We start from the raw sequence: 17797 nt of genomic DNA on the forward strand, positions 1-17797 counted from the left end.
TACAAAACAAAATTATCTCCTACCTCAACAAGGAATCATCTCATTTAATCAGGTATTTCATAATACGGTGCATAACCTGCAGGATTTAAAGCTATCTGATCGATTACAATGCCCGTTTGATTTACAAATAACTTTAATTGATGCCTGCCTGTATTTGTTATATCAAGCTTACTCTTAACCGATACAAAGTTCCGCAATACATTTGTTTTCCATTCATTGCTGCGGCCTTTGGTGTTTAATGGGAATACTTCGGTTGCGTTATCATCTACCTGAACACTTAATTCATTGTTAAAGTTGTTTGAATGAGTTGGCAAACATCTTATTTCAATTTCATACACTCCCGGCTGATCAAGCTCAAACTCATACTCAACAAAAGGCAACTCTTCTTCAAAAGTATGAATTGATAACGGATAAAGAGTAATTGCAGCATCGCTGTAGCCTAAACCGTCAATACTTTGCCAGTTATAATCATTCTTACCTCTGCAACGGGTATAATTCTTTGCCTGAATAAAAACAGGTTTTGCATTTACCAGATCAGGCATTGTCTCCTTCATTTCAGCTTCTTTGCTAAAATCAGGCATTGCAAAAACAGGTAAATTTCGTGGGGCTGCATTCATCATTCCGTCCCATTTCCCCGAAAGCATGCCTTTGTTATAATAGTTTGTTAATTCTTCAATTTTGTGATAAGCATCCTGCGACCTGCTCTTATATGTTGCTTTATCATCTTCATCAGCAACACAATCGGCCAATCGTGCATATAAAAACTTGTGATTGATTAAAGCAGCACCTTTAACAGGATATTCAACCAATTGAAAAAAGGCATCCAGTAAATTTGTATTGACGGACTGTTTTACACGCTCTACCTTATCAACCAATTGCTGATAATCATCAATTCGCCGCTGCAACTCATTATCATTGGCATCGATACTGAAGGCTGACAAATGAGTTTTGGTAGTTGGTTCCGTTTGACTCCAGCCCATGAATTCGGGTTTACGCAAAAATGCCAAACGGTAATATTCCTGCATTACATCAGCAATACTGTCCGCATTTTCAACGCCAAAATCGCGTGCACAACAAGCCCTTAAATGATCCTTAACGCCTGATGAATTGATACTGTTGATATCCCAGGCCAAATCAAGAAAAAATTCGGTGTTGTACTCTGCCGGTTTAATGTCACCTACATTTGCAATCCATATGTTTTTGGCTCCGTTTTGATAGGCCCGGGTCATTTCGTACCAAATAAGACCAGGTTGTGTTGTGCTCAACCACAAATAATCATGAGGTCGTCCCCAGTAACTAAGGTGATAATATACACCTGCTCCGCCGGAACGTTTTTGTTCCTCCTCGCTGCTCAACCTGCGGATGTAACCATAATTATCATCGCACCACATCAAACTAATATCGTCAGGCACCTGAAATCCGGCGTTATACAAATCCAACACTTCTTTGTAAGGCACTAAAACCTGAGGAATCTCTTCCACTGATTTCTCTAAGGCAGCCACTAACATTTCTCTCTGATCCTTAATTATGGTATGCATCATATCAATCATTTCTTCCTGACTCGATGCGCCTTCCATTTTAGAATCATGAATTCCCCGCATGCCCATTGAATACAGACATTCATTGCCCGCATTCTTTGTCTCTTTTACCCGACCCTGCCAATATTGCAGCACATTTTTACTATTGCTGAAATAATTAAATGCCCCATTCTTTTGTTGATCCCATTCCCGGACATTATTCCGAAGCATTGGTTCCGCATGGCTCGAACCCAGCACAATATGGTACTTCTCAGCCATTTCTTTATTGCCTTCGGCTGCAAAGAATGGTTTTGTGCAATGATGCATTGCCGGCCAAATGGTATTTGCCTTTAAACGCAGCAGCAACTGAAAAATCTTTTCATAAGTTTTAGGCCCTATATCACCTGTTTCCGGTTCAAATGTTTTTGTCGCCCAAGGCTGAAGTCCCCAGTCTTCATCGTTTAAAAAAATGCCCCTGAATTTCACCGATGGAGATTGCAAAATTCCTTCCGGAGGTAAAGTAAGATTTACAACATCCCGTGGCAACGGTTTTACATCAGCCCACCAATTCCATGGCGAAATACCTATCCGTTCAGCCATATCAAAAATTCCATAAACCGTTCCACGGATATCGCTTCCAACAATAAATAATTTTCCACGGTCTTGCTTGATCAGAAACTGTTCCCAGACACCTTTCCAGTCTTTATCTTCAATAAACTTTTCATTTTTTAGCAATTCATCAGTATACAGGCCTACTATTATCGAATTCCCCCCTATTTCTGTTTCGGGAAGTTCATTCGCCTCCTTAACAATTAACTTTGTTCCTGTAATACTTTCAATGGATTGAGCAACATCAGCAATAGCCCAGCGAAGTAAGGAATCGCATTGCCCGCTCACGTAGATAGTTGTTGTGGAGGAAGATCCTGCAATTGTGTAAAAGTCCTTCTTTTTTTGTTGACAGGACAGGAATGAAATCAGTAAAACTACCGCACATAAAATTTTATTCATAAGGCATAGATTCTAGTATCAAAAGATCTTCCGAAGATAATTCTCACCTTATGGATTTACCAGTAAAATTGTACTCTAAGCATGTAATTTTAGCTATAATCTTTACTTTCCATATTTTGAAGGGGAGCAACCAAACTGAGCCTTAAAACACTTACTAAAATAGAATGGATCTTCAATTCCTACCTGCCAGGAAACCTCAGAAACATTGTACTTATCTTCAATGATTAGCTCGGCAGCTCTCTTCATTCTTTTTATTTTAATCAATTCATTAGGCGAATACCCTGTAAGACCTTTCACTTTTTTATAAAATATAGTTCGGGTTTGTCCTGCCAGTTCTGTAAACTCAGTTACGGTAAAGCTTGCTTCGGCAAGATGCTTATCTATAATTTCATTAATTAAATCGTAGAATGCCTGATCTTTATTCCCCTGACTTAACAATCCTTTCTTAACATCAATGTCAACAGAAAAACGTTTTTTAAGCCTCTCCCGCTGATCGATTAAAGAATACACTCTGGATAATAAATATTTAAAACTAAAAGGTTTCATAATATACTCATCGGCTCCACATTCACTTCCCTGCAGCTTAATGGTATCTGAGGACATGGCAGTCAATAAAATAATCGGGATGTGACTTGTTTCAAAATTGTCTTTTAGCCTGCGGGTTACTTCCAAACCATCCATCTGCGGCATTTTCACATCACAAATTATCAGTGTTGGGTTCGATTCAATTGCTTTATCCAATCCATCTTTCCCATCTGCAGCCAGCTCAATATCAAAATGATGCTGCAATTCGTCTTTCAAATACTCCCTAATATCATAATTGTCATCGATGACCAATATTTTCCAATGATGCGGATTAACAGGCCTTTGAATAACGTGATCCTCATTATGTTCCGCCTGAACCACTTCTTTATCACCAGCATCTACTACATCTAAAAATTTAACATCGCTGTACACTTCTTTTTTAGAAGGTAATTCGACTGAAAAAATAGAACCTCCCTCTGGATTTGGGCTGTATTTCACTTTTCCCTTGTGAGTTTCAGTGAATTCTTTAACCAACTCTAAACCAATTCCGGTTCCTTCTGCCGAAGTATTCAACTTCATAAAACGGCCAAAAAGAAACTCCCTTTTTTCCTTGGGAATACCAACTCCTGTATCAATCACACTTATTATGCAATTCCCGCTATGAGCATCCCTTACCACTCTGCAGGTAATCTTTCCTTTTGCAGGAGTAAACTTAAAGGCGTTGGAAAGCAGGTTAAACAATATTTTCTCAACTTTATTTCTATCGATATAAAAATCCCATTTCCCATTGATCCCTTCGAACTGGTATTCTATATTTTTTTGAAACGCTATTTCTTTAAAAGCATAGTAAGCATTACGGGTAAAATCTGAGATATCCGTCATCTCCAGATTTAGAGTCAATACATTGTTCTGCAGTTTGCGGAATTCCAATAGCTGATCAATCAGTCGCGACATTTGTATTGTATTGCGATTAAGCAGGTTTACATTTTTTGAGACTTCAGCAGGAAGCTCTTTCATATCATTCATTCTTTCAACAGCTCCTTTAATTAAAGTAAGCGGCGTTCTGAATTCGTGTGATATATTCGTGAAAAAGCGTAGTTTATAGTCCGTTAACTGCTTTTCCATTTTAACAGCATTATTAAGCGAACTGATTCTTACTAAAAAACGAATAATTACAAATGCTATTCCCAGAATTATAAGAATGTACAAAGCTATTGCATAATTCGTTCTCCATACAGGAGGTAAAACAGTAATTTGAAAAGTTCTTATCTCATTATTCCATTCGCCGTCAGCATTCGCTCCTTTTACCTTAAACGTATAATTGCCATCAGGCATATTTTTATAGGTAGCCCAATTGTTACTGTTTGGAGAACTCCAATATTGATCGTAAGGCTCCAGATGGTATGTATATTTATTTCTTGAAGGGTCTGTAATATCTAAACAGGCGAAATTAAGTGTAAACGTATTTTGATCATGTTCCAGCACAATCTCATCTGTAATACTTATTGACTCTTTTAAAGGCGAATTAGCCAGACCTGCTTCCATGCGCTGACCATTCACAAAAAAATCGGTTAATTGTACCAACGGAACTGTTTGATTGACAACAATACTGGCAGGATTCAGTACTAACATGCCATCTAAAGTTCCCCACAGCATTTCACCATTGTCTTTCAACAAACATGCATTCTCATTATAGAAATCCCCATACGTACTATTCGAAAACTGATAAGTTAAAAAGGTATTCTTCCCTTTTTCTATATGTGTTAAACCACTTTCTGTACTTACCCAAAGAACACTATCCTTACTTTCCAGAATGGAGGTAATAATATCTGACGGAAGTCCCTCTTTTTTTGTGTATTTTATGAAAGAACCCTGTTTATCAGGACTGTCAGCATCAAATAAATTCAATCCTCCACCAGCTGTCCCAATCCACAACTCGCCTCTGCTATCTTCAAAAATCGCTTTTACATCATTACAGTTTAAACCTTCCGGATGTCCTGGATTATATGTATAAATTGTATATACATTCTGATCCTTAATGAATTCATCCGGCTGGAAACAGATCAACCCTTCGTAACTACCTACCCAAATAAGTCCCTTTTTATCCTCCAGTAAACATCTAACAAAACTGATATTCCCTTTATTATTTAAATAATGATTAAACCGAAAACGGTTCCCCGACTCCTCTACCAAATCAATTCCTCCTCCAAAGGATGCGATCCAAATTCTTTTCTCCGAGTCTTGTATGATATCAAATATGGAATTACTGCACAAGCTATTGGCTTTTCCTTCTGCACTAACAAAATGTTGATATTGTTGATACGACTTTTTATCATATATATACACGCCATTCCCTTTGGTACCTACCCAAATCCGTCCTTTGTCATCTTCAGCTATGGTATAGGGATTGATGTTTTTTCCAATCCTTTTCTTATTTTTTAGTTGATCATCATATATATACAGACTGCCATTTTTTGTACCCAACCATATCTTACCGTCTGAGTCTTTAAAAATAACCTTCACATTGTTACTTGCAACAATAGATTCATCCTTTTCGGGCTTGACATATTTCACATCGAATTTTTCTCTGGTGACCTTAATAACACCTGCATATTCACTGCCAATCCACAAATTTCCAAAATGATCTTCATCAATAGATAATAAATAATCCGAAGCCGGGCTGTTTTCTACTTTATCATACAAATAATTGGTTAATACATCATTTTCCACATTGTACTGATACAATCCGTTTCCGTAGGTGGTTATCCAGTAAATTCCTTCCGAATCAATTAAAATATTATACCTGCTATCATCTATAACACTGGCTACTTCGGGTGATATCAGCTGCATTTCTTTCGCCTTGTTGGTTTCTGGATCGTAAAAAACCATTCTCCCGGTATTATCATACACCCAAATGCCTTTTCTGGCATCAACAATTATACGCGGGGCGGCAATAATGGGCTTTGAACTGCCTAACGGATTTTTAGAAAACACACCCGTATTTAGGTCAACTTTATACAATCCTTTTTCCAATGATGAAACAATCAAATAATCTTTGTTCAGCTGTGCTATATCCCGAAGAGAACATTGTTCCGAAGATTTAAATGCCTCTAAAAACAGATGTTTCTTCAAATCATAACGGCCAATCGCATCATCGGACACAAAATAAACAATTGAATTTAACTGCATCGCCTTTCGAAAAATGCCAAGATTCTCCTGATTGTAAAACTCGTCTGTATTGCCGGATGAATCCATTCTTTTTAATCCCAGATCACTGCCAATCCATACATTGTTTAAAGAATCTGCAAACACAAAATTCACTTTATTTTCTGATAATTTGTTTGAATTTGATGTAGAATGAAAAGCTATTACAGGTACTCCTTCCGTATTTTTTTCGATTTTAACACAACCACCATCACCCCATAACCAAACCTCCCCTTTCCGGGTTTCCAAATAATTAGTAAACAAAAGCGGTACTGTATTTCCTTCGTAACTAAACTCGATAAAACGTTCTAATTTGGGATTGTAACAATTAAATGAATTATCATAAGTTTTAATCCACAATAAACCTTCCTTGTCTTCATGAATACTTCGGATTCTTTGATCGGTAATATTTTTTGGTCTTCCGGGTTCTGGTTTATAGGTTATAAACCGGGTTCCGTCATACCGCACCAAACCATCCAGAGTACCAACCCATAAAAAACCCATATTATCAACAACAATGCTTCGGGCAGTGTTTTGAGGCAATCCGTCTTTGGTACTAATCTGACTAAATAGTATGGATTCCTGGGCACATAGCATGGAAGAAAAGAACAGAGAAATTGTAAATATTCCAATGAAAATATTTTGCCTTTTATTCATTTTATCATCCCTTAAGAACATACCATTTTCTTTGATTTAGCAGCAACTGTATTACAAAAAATAAAAATAGACAATTAAATAAAAATACCATCTAAAACGGCATTTTTTACAGGAGTTTGTATGATAATCCATGATTATAATTATCCTTACATTTATCTTGTGATAAATTTTTTATAACTATATTTTTCATGTTCAATTATCATTTCTTCAAACTAATCATCTGTCTTTTAATCCTTTTGCCGGGATGCTCTGCAAATCACAAAGACGTTTACTTATTTTCCTATTTTACAGACAATGGCAATGATGGGCTTCATCTGGCCTATAGTTACGATGGCCATCAATGGGAAGTCGTAAAGGATGGTAAATCATTATTAAAACCGGTTATAGGTAAAGATCATTTAATGCGCGACCCAAGCATCACTCAAGGGAAGGATGGAATCTTTCATATGGTTTGGACAACAGGATGGTGGGATCAAGGAATTGGATACGCTTCCTCAAAAGATTTAATTCACTGGTCGGAACAAAAAAACATCCCTGTAATGGAGCATTTAAAAGGAACCAGAAACACCTGGGCTCCCGAAGTATTTTTTGATGATGCATCTCATTTATTTTATATTGTTTGGGCATCGACAATTCCCGGACAATTCCCGGAAATTGAAACCACAAGCAATGAAAAAGGGCTAAATCACCGACTATATTATACAACTACAACCGATTTCAAATCGTTTACACCAACATCACTTTTTTATGATCCGGGGTTTAGTGTCATCGACGGAGCCATTCTTAAAACCGATTCAGCCTACATGATGGTTATTAAAAATGAAATGTCGGTTCCTAAAGAGAAAAATTTACGCATTGTTTTCACAAAAAATCTGGCCGATGGATTCCCAACAAAGGTTTCTGATAATATTTCGGGAGACTCCTGGGTAGAAGGACCAACTCCATTAAAAATTGGGAAATACATTTACATCTACTTCGATAAATACAGAGACAAAAAATATGGTGCCATACGTTCACTTGATGAAAAAAATTGGGAAGATATTTCAGAATCAATTAATTTACCAAGAGGCATTCGACACGGCACTGCATTTAAAGTATCTGAAAAAACACTGAATAATCTTCTGGACAATACTTCCAGTAAATGATTACTTCCTTTTGAATAAATTAATTTCTGAATACAAACTAATACTCCATAAAAATGAAACGATTAGCCTTTAAAATGCACCTCAATGAAGGTCAGAAAGAAGAATATAAAAAACGCCATAGTGAATTATGGCCTGAACTTAAACAATTACTAAAAGAGGCTGGAGTAAATGAATACTCCATTTTTATAGATGAAGAAACAAATACTTTATTTGCATTTCAAAAGCTAAGCAGCAACGGAGGCTCGCAAGATTTAGGGCAAACTGAAATTGTTAAAAAATGGTGGAAATTTATGGCAGATATAATGAAAACCAATACAGACAACTCCCCTGTTTCAATTCCTTTAGAGGAAGTATTTTATCTGGAGTAAAATACACGAATCTTAATGTGCTAAATTTTAAAATAGTAAAAGGAAAAAGAACGGATCAGATTTAAAATTTACTACCTGTTGAATTTCATCTTTCAATATTGAAATCCTAAAAAGATAAATTATCTTTAGTCTCCAAAGTTACCCCTTGCAGAAAATTTGCACAGACAAACCTTTTATGACCAATCAAACCATTATTTCTTTTGAAAATGTAAGAGTACAGTATCTTAATCAGATTCTTCTTGAAAATATTAATCTTTCGGTGAAAACAGGACAGCACTGGGCGATAGTTGGAGCAAGTGGTTCGGGAAAAAGTGCTCTTCTAAAAACAATTGCAGGTAAATTCCATATCTCGCAAGGAGAATTCAGACATCCATTGCTGGATGAAAAAACAAAAAAACGAAATGGAAATCAAATTCTTTTTACCTGGAAGAGTTTAATCAGTCAGGTCTCAACAAAGCATAATTTTACAAATTTATCCAACACCACCAGTTTTTACTATCAGCAACGCTTTAACTCCGCTGATTCGGAGGACATTCAAACCGTTGACCAGTATCTTTCAAAAATTGAACCATCTGCATCGCCCGAAACGTGGACACTCAATAAGGTACTGGATCGCTTACATCTTCGAAATTTAAAAAATAAACACCTTATCAAGCTATCAAATGGGGAAACAAAAAGACTACTTATAGCTAAGGCGCTGCTGAAAAATCCCACGTTGCTCCTATTGGACAATCCGCTTACAGGGCTCGATATTGCAATGAGAACAGACATTAATAATCTGATAACTGAAATATCTGATTCAGGTATTAGTATTGTTATGACTACTTCACCCAACGAAATTCCGGAAGCAATTACTCATATTGCTGTTCTGAGCGAAGGAAGAATTACAAGCAGTCTCACCCGATCGGAATTTAAGCCTGAAAAAGTTAGTTTTTCAGCCATTTCTGAAATTGACTCCCAGGAACTTAAAAAGCTGCTGGCAACAAGCAAACAGGAGAATTTCGAAAACATCGTTGAAATGAAAGATGTAGTGATTAAATATGGTGAACACACCATTCTTGATCATGTGAACTGGACTATAAAACAAGGTGAGCGTTGGGCATTACTTGGTCAAAATGGTGCCGGGAAATCAACTTTATTAAGCTTAATTAACGCAGACAATCCACAGGCATATGCTAACAACATATCTCTTTTTGGTGTGAAGAGAGGAAGCGGAGAAAGCATTTGGGATATTAAAAAGAAAATTGGTTTTGTCTCTCCTGAATTCTTTCAATATTTCCCAAATGGAAATTCATGCCTTCAGGTAATTGAATCGGGATTTCACAACACTTTAGGTCTTTTCCGAAAATCAAATCCTGCTAAAGCTGAAATTGCAAAACGTTGGATGCAGCTTCTTGAAATTGAGAGTTCTGCCACTCAAGGATTCAAAAATGTATCAGCAAGCACTCAACGCTTGTGCCTCCTTGCCAGGGCACTGGTAAAAAATCCACCATTACTGATATTTGATGAACCCACTCAAGGATTAGACTGTCACCAAAAAGATAATTTCAAACGCATTATTGAAAAAATATGCAGACACAGCAATGTAAGTCTTATATATGTAAGTCATTACAAGCATGAAATACCGGAAAGTGTTCAACACACATTGAAATTAGAAAAAGGAAAACAAATTGAAGATGCAGAAGAAGCCGACTCTCAATTGCAAAATTAAATGAAGCAGAATCATTGTACTTTTTCCAATAAAAACCACATATACAGCTATTTCCAAAAAGCAATTGATGACCTGTAAAATTCGATTGACTGCTCTAAATCATTTTTCGCATAATATCTTTTGTAATCCGCTATTTTGTTTTACTTTTGTCCCTCACAATTATCCTAACAGATATTGCTTGGAGGGATGACAGAGTGGCCGATTGTGCGTGCTTGGAAAGCACGTGTACCGCAAGGTACCGGGGGTTCGAATCCCTCTCTCTCCGCATTTTAGGAATCATCCTAATCCAAAAGGCTGTAAATCCACTGATTTACAGCCTTTTCTGTTTTCACCCATTTCATTCTATTACATATAAAGTCAATAGGAAGGTGTACTCTACGGTGAACAAATTTCAGAATCCACTCTGTTCACCAATCTCATCATAACAAACTGAATCAAAACAGCTTAAATAAAATTAGGATTGAAAATATATTTTCAAAACTGCTGAATTTTCATTAGATTTACTAAACATCACCACTTTAATTCTACAAATCCTACTAAAAACTGCCCTGAATGATCTAATAATATCATAGTATGAATACATTTTCAACACTAAACATCAGTTTTCTAATTAGAAAAAACAGATCTAATAAGCTCGGAGAAGCTCCTATTTACATCCGTTTCTCTATAGATAATGAACGTGTTGAAATCTCGACGGGCAGGCATATTAAGCCTATAGATTGGAATAGTAAGCTGAATAAAGCGATCACTAAAAAGAAAGGTGCTGGACAACTCAATAAATTTTTAGATGTCTTAAAAAATAGCATTTATGACCACCATACTGAGATGGTGAAAAATGGTGAACTAGTATCTGCCAAGAAATTAAAAGCTCGATTTTTGGGTATAGAACAAGAAAAAAGAACCTTAATCCAAATTTTTGAGTATCACAATAAACAAATGGAAGAATTGCAAGGCATAACGTATGCTCCTGCAACTATAAAAAGATACATCACAACACTTGATCATGTTAAAAGGTTTTTAAAGCATCAATACAGTTTAAATGATATTCCTTTATCCCGTCTTAAATACGCATTTATTATTGACTTTGAACACTACTTTAAAACTGTTCGAAAATGCAACAATAACAGCACCTATAAATATTTGAAAAATATGCGCAAAGTAATCAACTTGGCTATCAGAAATGAATGGTTGGATAAAGATCCTTTTGCAAAATATCAAACCAAATTAATAGAGGTAAAAAGAGAATGCCTTAACAAAGAAGAAATTCATAGCCTTGAAAACCTAAAATTATCCTTTCCTCGCTTAGATGTTGTCAGAGACATTTTTGTTTTCTCGTGTTATACTGGACTTGCTTATATAGATGTTTCAAATCTTACTAGAGAAAATATACGAATTGGAATCGATGGCAATTTATGGATTTTACTGGAACGTGAAAAAACTAAAACACCATCAAACATTCCTATACTTCCTCAAGCTCACGACTTAATAAAAAAATACGTTGATCATCCAGCCAAGAAAACAGAGAACCATATTTTCCCAAGCTTTAGCAATCAAAAACTAAATGCTTATTTAAAAGAGTTAGCAGACTTGGCATCTATTGATAAAAATTTAACCTTTCATATAGCAAGGCACACTTTTGCGACGACAATTACTCTTGCTAATGGTGTCCCAATTGAATCCATCAGTTCAATGCTTGGACATAAGAATATTCGAACAACTCAAATCTATTCAAAAGTGGTTAATGAAAAGGTTAGTAAAGACATGAATAAGCTTAAGATGAAACTTCGATAAGATTAAAATTAGAGTTTTTGAACTCAATCGGTTTATTTTTTATCCTATTTCCGTAGTTAGACTACCTAAATTCATATATTATTAAGACCCCTTATTAGGACTCTCCAAATATAATTCTTAAATTTGTGTAAATATTAGCAGTATGTCTACGGATAATGATACGAAATTAAGAAAACTATTTAAAGTACTAAGGCAAGGTAATGTAGTTACCATTCCTTTATTGGAAAGTCTTGGCATATCTGATAACCTACGAAAGTATTATTTGGAAAGTGGCTGGTTAGAATCATTAGGACGGGGAGCATACAAAAAACCAGAAGACTCAATTGGGTGGCAAGGAGCATTAAACGCTTTACAAAAACAAGTTGGTTTCAAAGTGCATGTTGGTGGACTATCAGCTCTGGAACTACATGGCTATAGTCATTATTTCAGATTAAGTAAAGAAAATCTACATTTGTTTTCACCACAAAGAAGCACTTTACCAAAGTGGTTTAGCAACTTTGATTGGGGCGTTGAATTATTTCATAAACCCACCTCTTTTTTACCAGATGAAATAGGTATTAAGGACATGGATACAAAAGGAATAAGTGTGTCTATTTCATTTCCGGAAAGAGCTATCATGGAATGCTTATATTTGGCTCCACAAAAAACCGACCTTGTTGAATGCTATCAGGTATTCGAAGGATTGGTTAATCTCAAACCAAGACTTGTTACTGAACTTTTGACAAACTGCACATCAATAAAAGTAAAACGTTTGTTTTTATACATGGCTGAAAAAGCCAATCACCAATGGTTTCAATTTATAAAAACCGATAAGGTTAATTTAGGAAACGGTAAGCGAATGATTACAGAGAAAGGTGTGTACAATGCCAAATATCTAATATCCATACCTAAAGAACTAATTGAATTATGATTTTACCAGTATATAGGGCACAAGTTGATTTATTACTTCAAGTATTGCCATATGTGGCTAAAGAAGAAATATTTGCATTAAAAGGTGGTACTGCAATTAATCTTTTTATCAGGGCAATGCCACGTTTATCTGTCGATATTGACTTAACCTATTTGCCCCTTGATCCAAGAGCCGATGCACTGCAAAATATTCAAAATGGTTTAAGAAAGATAAAGGCTGACCTTGAAAAAAAATTACCTGAAGTAAAAATCAACACCGTACCATTAAATGGAGGAACTGATGTAAAATTGAACTGCCAAGGACAAGGTGCACAAATCAAAATAGAAGTCAACACAATTACCAGAGGAAATGTATTCCCAACCAAATTGATGCAGGTGGTTGACTCAGTTCAGGATGAGTTCGATAAGTTTGCTGCTATTAACGTCGTTTCTATGGCTGAATTGTATGGAGGTAAAATATGTGCTGGCATTGACAGACAGCATCCTCGCGATGTTTTTGATGTTAAATTATTACTCAAAAACGAAGGATTCACCAATGAAATATGGGAAGGCTTCAAAATTGGATTAATCAGCCATTACAAACCTATTAGTGAATTACTTTCTCCTGTATTGAAAGATCAGAAATTGGCTTTCGACAACCAGTTTGCTGGTATGACAAGTGTTGAGTTTACTTATGAAGATTACGAAGAAACAAGGGCTGTTCTGATTAATACAATTGGAAAACGTCTTACAGATCAGGATAAAAAGTTTATTATAAGTTTTGAATTAGGAGAACCGGATTGGGAGCTTTTTCCAATCCCTGTTTTAAAGAATTTACCTGCCATTCAGTGGAAGTTGATTAATATTAATAAGCTCAAGAAAGCGAATGCAAAAAAGCATGAGCAAATGATAGAAAATTTGAGAGCTATTTTAAATTAGATTTTTATACATCAGATACTAAGCTGTTTATTAAAATCTGTAGAATACTACAGCTATAAAAAACTACCCGTAACGCACACTACTTCTAGAAAATATGATCTTAGATTTTACGAATTATTTAACTGAAACAGGTACTTATGGTATGAATACCCCAACCTAATAACAGAGATTTATTTTTCCATATCTGGAATAAATGTAAATATTGTCATAGCGAACTGGAAAGTATTCATAATAAAGGCCTTTTGATATTAAGACATTAGAAAGAGTAAACTGGCACAAATCAGAGGGTGTTATCAAATGTAAGAGGTGTGAATGGTGGCAGTACATTTCATAGTTACATGGAAGGTGAATCTTGGGGATTTAAAGACTGGCAACTAGATATAAACAGTGCCATTTTAAGAAGTTTTGAAATTAGTTCAAATGAAGTCCCCATCTTATCATTAAGAACCTACCTTACTCAACAGAACGAAAAAATTTTTGAGATCCACCATAGGAAGATGGAAGAACTGGTGGCATCTGTTTTTAGGGAATATTTTGCATGCGAAGTGAAAATTGTTGGTAAATCATGTGATGGAGGCATCGACCTGATTTTAATAATGTCTGATAATCCTATCCTTGTTCAGGTAAAAAGAAGGAAAACAAAACTGAACCAGTTAAAGAAATTCGGGATTTATTGGGGGCGACTTTGCTGGAAGGAGCTAAAAATTGTGCGTTCGTCACAACTGCAGGTCATTTTTCCCCACAAGCTATTAAGACTGCAAGAAAAGCAATATCAAATAACTTAGTTGACACATTTGAACTTTTCGATTGTAATAGATTTCTTGATGCCCTTAATTCACTTGGCACTCCCAAAAGTTTCGAATTCAATTAAAGGATTAATGTAACGATTCTATAGAAATTAATACTCTTATAAGAAATATGTTCAAGTATGATTACAATTAAAATGTTTCCTACCCTTTATATTTCAGAAACTGCCAAATCATCTCTTTCAGAATTAGTTTATTTTTAATTTCCTCTATTTTGTTGGGATTCACTCCTACTCTAGACATTGTTAGGGAATTATGCTTATTGCCAGCTATACAGGACTCCTATGCAAACATTCCAAATTAAGTGAAAAGCATATCCCAAAAAGGAATAATGGTAATTTATGGATTTTACTAGAACGTGAAAAGACAAAAACACCATCAAATATCCCTATACTTCCACAAGCTCACAATTTGATAAAAAAATATGTTGATCATCCAGGAAAGAAAACGGAGTATCATATTTTCCTCAGCTTTAGCAACCAGAAACTAAATGCTTATTTAAAAGAGTTAGCAGATCTGGCATCAATAGATAAAAATTTAACCTTCCATACCACAAGGCATACCTTCGCAACAACAATCACTCTTGCCAATGGAGTACCTATTGAATCTATTAGTTCAATGCTTGGTCATAAGAATATTCGTACGACTCAGATTTATTCAAAAGTAGTTAATGAAAAAATTACTAAACCAAAACTCTTTGCCCGCAAATTACAAATCTACGGGAGCTGAAAGGATCTCAGTTTTTACAAACCCACAGGTGCATGATACATTTTACTGGCTGATTCCAACTTTAAAGCTAACTCATCCCGCACAAGTACCGGTGAAAGAATTTCAATCGAATTTCCAAAGCTTTGTATTATTGAATAGAATTCATAATTAGGAATCAATGTTAAAGCTATCACTATGCCTTTATCATCTTCATTCAATTTTACCTGAGAATGATGAATTTTTTTTGTTTCAATATATGGAGCTAATTCTTTCGAGATCCAAACTTCAATCTGCTGCAATACATGATCGACAATTTTGGTAACTCCTATGATATTTTCAAATCTTTTTTTCAAAGCTTTATATTCTACCTCACGAAAATTAACATCAAATATTTCTGTGATATTTATGAAACGGTCTAATGCATAGGTGGCAATCATTTCATGTGATTCACAATAGCATACCAAGTACCAACGATGCTTGTATTGTTTTAGATAGTAAGGGTGGACAATATATTCGTGTGGTTCGGATGATCGAAAAGATTGGTATTCAATTTTGATCACTTTCTTTTCCTTTATTAAAGGATATAAACTCGAAAGGAATTCCATTCCTTTTACCTCTTGCTGCTCAAACTCAATAAGGTGTTCTACTTCATCTATATTGGACTTATATCCTAGTATTTTTTCTTTAACAGATGACAGTTCAGTATGAATCCCTATCTGCTTGAATTGAGAAAGAACCTCTATGGCTTTATTTATCGATTCAATATCTTCATCACTTAAATTATCTTTCTGAATCGTAAAATCGGATTCAGTATAAATATATGCTCCATTCATACATTCTATAGGAGCATCATATCCTCTGGGAGGCTCTGATTTCATATTCCTGATATCGTTATAGAAAGTTTTTTCACAAATTCCATCGATACCATGGCAGTCCATCAGCTTTTCATTTATTTTTTCAATTAGTCTATCCTTTGTCCAATTTTTAAAAGGATTACATAAACAAGTGTCTATCACTTCGTGACGAAAACCCGGAATTGTTTTTTTTCTCATAAAAATAACAAATTAAAATACGACTGTAAGCAGTTTGCAGTGACCTTACTGATATTTGTATAAAGTTAAATGAATAATTAAGCAAATGAAAGAAAGTTACTCCAAAGTTATAAACTTAATAATTGCAATTGTGTTAGGTTCAGCTTCACAATTTGTTGCAAATACAGCAACACAGAACTTACTCTTAGGAGGAGCTTTTGCTGCAGGCATAACAGCCTTTACCAACTGGTTTTGCTGGGGATTAGAAAACAGAGGTGTTCTAAGAACTTTAGTGCAAGCATTCTTTGTCCGAAGATTAAGACTATCCTGCAGTTACCTGTATAAGATCGAAGTGGAAGATCATTATCTGCTTGTAAAAAGCAGAAAACACAAAAAATACCAACCAGTGGGTGGCAATTTTAAAAGAGTTACAACCTCCAATTCCTTTTTGAATAAATTGGAGGTTGAGCCTGATGATAAGTTTACAAACGGAGGTCGTTCGAAAGATGATTTAAGACTTTATATCAAAGGATATCGATTAGCAAGATATTTAAAATGGTATAATCAGGCTAACAAAGAAAGAGAAGTCAGCTACGACAGAGAATTCTACGAGGAATTAGTCGAAACCAATATACTACCAAACCATTTATTTCCTTTTCCAAGAATAAATTTCAGAAAACAGATCATTACAAAAGTTAAAATTTCAGATAAACTAAAATGTAAGGAAGTGCATATCTACGATATCGTGGAATTAGTGCCTACAGAAGAACAACTGAAATTTTTAAAGGGAATGCTAAACTTGCCTGAGAGCAACAAATATAAATGGGTTAATGCTGATATCATCAGAAGTGAAGGATATCGATCTGATTTAAAAGTCACCCCTTACCCTATAACAGATCATAGTGCCGAAATATTAATTTAAAAAACATATAAGATGAAAAAACTAGTTACTGAAGACAGGAAAGCCTACTTGGATGATATCCTGAAACGAATTACAGAAACACTACAATTAAACGGTTCGAGAAGACAACTCGTTGAAGAACGCTACAAGGCGGTTAGTTCCTTCATCGAAGAATCACCAGGTTTATTTTATGATGCCAAGATTTATGCACAGGGGTCATACCGACTGGGAACAACTGTAAAACCGAGACAAGGAGAAGAATATGATTTGGATTTTGTTGTTCAGATCAATAAAGATTGGCGAAAAATACCATTCCAAAAAATTCATACGGATTTTAAAGATCTTATGGAATCAAATGGAAATTGGGGCAAGCTCGTAAAAGAAAAATCAAGGTGTATCCGCTTAGATTATGCTGATGAATTTCATATGGATATCATTCCCACTTGTACTGAAAATTACCTCCGAGATGAAAATCGGATCATGGCACCAGATAAAAAAGAACACAGTTGGGTTATTAGTAATCCTGAAGGTTATGCACAATGGTTGTGTATTTCGGTGTATATGTGCCACCCATTTCGGTGATGTTGTGCCACTAAAA

At 35.3% G+C, this 17797-nt stretch carries 13 protein-coding genes, 1 tRNA gene and 1 pseudogene; 12 read left to right on the forward strand and 3 right to left on the reverse strand.

Features of this window, described 5'->3' with window-relative positions:
• Positions 1 to 44: 44 nt before the first annotated feature.
• Together QUH73_RS16725 and QUH73_RS16730 are read right to left on the reverse strand one after the other, a co-directional pair.
• Positions 45 to 2525 carry a glycosyl hydrolase 115 family protein gene (locus QUH73_RS16725; protein WP_289531583.1) on the reverse strand — a complete coding sequence of 827 codons (2481 nt, stop codon included), beginning with the start codon at positions 2523 to 2525 and terminating at the stop codon, positions 45 to 47.
• A 102-nt stretch (positions 2526 to 2627) separates the two neighbouring features.
• Positions 2628 to 6911 (reverse strand): hybrid sensor histidine kinase/response regulator, encoded by a 4284-nt coding sequence (locus QUH73_RS16730; protein WP_289531584.1) that lies wholly within the window; start codon positions 6909 to 6911, stop codon positions 2628 to 2630.
• Positions 6912 to 7099: 188 nt separating this feature from the next.
• Here QUH73_RS16730 and QUH73_RS16735 point away from each other — a divergent pair, with 188 nt between their 5' ends.
• The 10 genes and pseudogenes from QUH73_RS16735 (at position 7100) to QUH73_RS16775 (ending at position 15288) form a co-directional block, all read left to right on the forward strand.
• Positions 7100 to 8056 (forward strand): glycoside hydrolase family 43 protein, encoded by a 957-nt coding sequence (locus tag QUH73_RS16735; RefSeq protein ID WP_289531585.1) that lies wholly within the window; start codon positions 7100 to 7102, stop codon positions 8054 to 8056.
• A gap of 53 nt (positions 8057 to 8109) precedes the next feature.
• A complete protein-coding gene (gene rhaM, locus QUH73_RS16740; protein ID WP_289531586.1) occupies positions 8110 to 8424 on the forward strand; it encodes an L-rhamnose mutarotase in 315 nt (104 codons plus the stop codon).
• Positions 8425 to 8599: 175 nt separating this feature from the next.
• On the forward strand, positions 8600 to 10135 hold the full coding sequence (locus tag QUH73_RS16745; protein WP_289531587.1) for an ATP-binding cassette domain-containing protein: 1536 nt from the start codon (positions 8600 to 8602) through the stop codon (positions 10133 to 10135).
• A gap of 180 nt (positions 10136 to 10315) precedes the next feature.
• Positions 10316 to 10400: transfer RNA gene (locus tag QUH73_RS16750), tRNA-Ser, on the forward strand.
• Positions 10401 to 10708: 308 nt separating this feature from the next.
• Positions 10709 to 11926, forward strand: a complete 1218-nt coding sequence (locus QUH73_RS16755; RefSeq protein WP_289531588.1) for a site-specific integrase — start codon at positions 10709 to 10711, stop codon at positions 11924 to 11926.
• 142 nt (positions 11927 to 12068) lie between these two features.
• On the forward strand, positions 12069 to 12836 hold the full coding sequence (locus QUH73_RS16760; protein WP_289531589.1) for a type IV toxin-antitoxin system AbiEi family antitoxin: 768 nt from the start codon (positions 12069 to 12071) through the stop codon (positions 12834 to 12836).
• Positions 12833 to 13753 carry a nucleotidyl transferase AbiEii/AbiGii toxin family protein gene (locus QUH73_RS16765; RefSeq protein WP_289531590.1) on the forward strand — a complete coding sequence of 307 codons (921 nt, stop codon included), beginning with the start codon at positions 12833 to 12835 and terminating at the stop codon, positions 13751 to 13753. Before QUH73_RS16760 ends, QUH73_RS16765 begins: the two co-directional genes overlap by 4 nt.
• 338 nt (positions 13754 to 14091) lie before the next feature.
• A pseudogene (locus QUH73_RS20940) lies at positions 14092 to 14367 on the forward strand (hypothetical protein); the annotation flags it as partial.
• Positions 14368 to 14438: 71 nt separating this feature from the next.
• Positions 14439 to 14624, forward strand: coding sequence for a hypothetical protein (locus QUH73_RS20945; RefSeq protein WP_442913423.1), 186 nt, complete (start codon positions 14439 to 14441; stop codon positions 14622 to 14624).
• A gap of 190 nt (positions 14625 to 14814) precedes the next feature.
• Entirely contained in the window at positions 14815 to 15288 is a 474-nt protein-coding gene (locus QUH73_RS16775) for a site-specific integrase (RefSeq protein ID WP_289531592.1), read from the forward strand.
• Positions 15289 to 15302: 14 nt separating this feature from the next.
• On the opposite strand, the gene QUH73_RS16780 is transcribed toward QUH73_RS16775, so the two are convergent.
• A complete protein-coding gene (locus QUH73_RS16780) occupies positions 15303 to 16319 on the reverse strand; it encodes a helix-turn-helix transcriptional regulator (RefSeq protein ID WP_289531593.1) in 1017 nt (338 codons plus the stop codon).
• Between the two features lie 85 nt (positions 16320 to 16404).
• Between QUH73_RS16780 and QUH73_RS16785 the strand changes: the two genes are divergently transcribed.
• A complete protein-coding gene (locus tag QUH73_RS16785) occupies positions 16405 to 17220 on the forward strand; it encodes an SMODS-associated NUDIX domain-containing protein (protein ID WP_289531594.1) in 816 nt (271 codons plus the stop codon).
• 12 nt (positions 17221 to 17232) lie between these two features.
• Positions 17233 to 17781: a nucleotidyltransferase domain-containing protein gene (locus QUH73_RS16790; protein WP_289531595.1), complete on the forward strand. Its 549-nt coding sequence runs from the start codon at positions 17233 to 17235 to the stop codon at positions 17779 to 17781.
• Positions 17782 to 17797 lie beyond the last annotated feature (16 nt).

This window comes from Labilibaculum sp. K2S, from assembly GCF_030372765.1.
GTDB lineage: Bacteria > Bacteroidota > Bacteroidia > Bacteroidales > Marinifilaceae > Labilibaculum.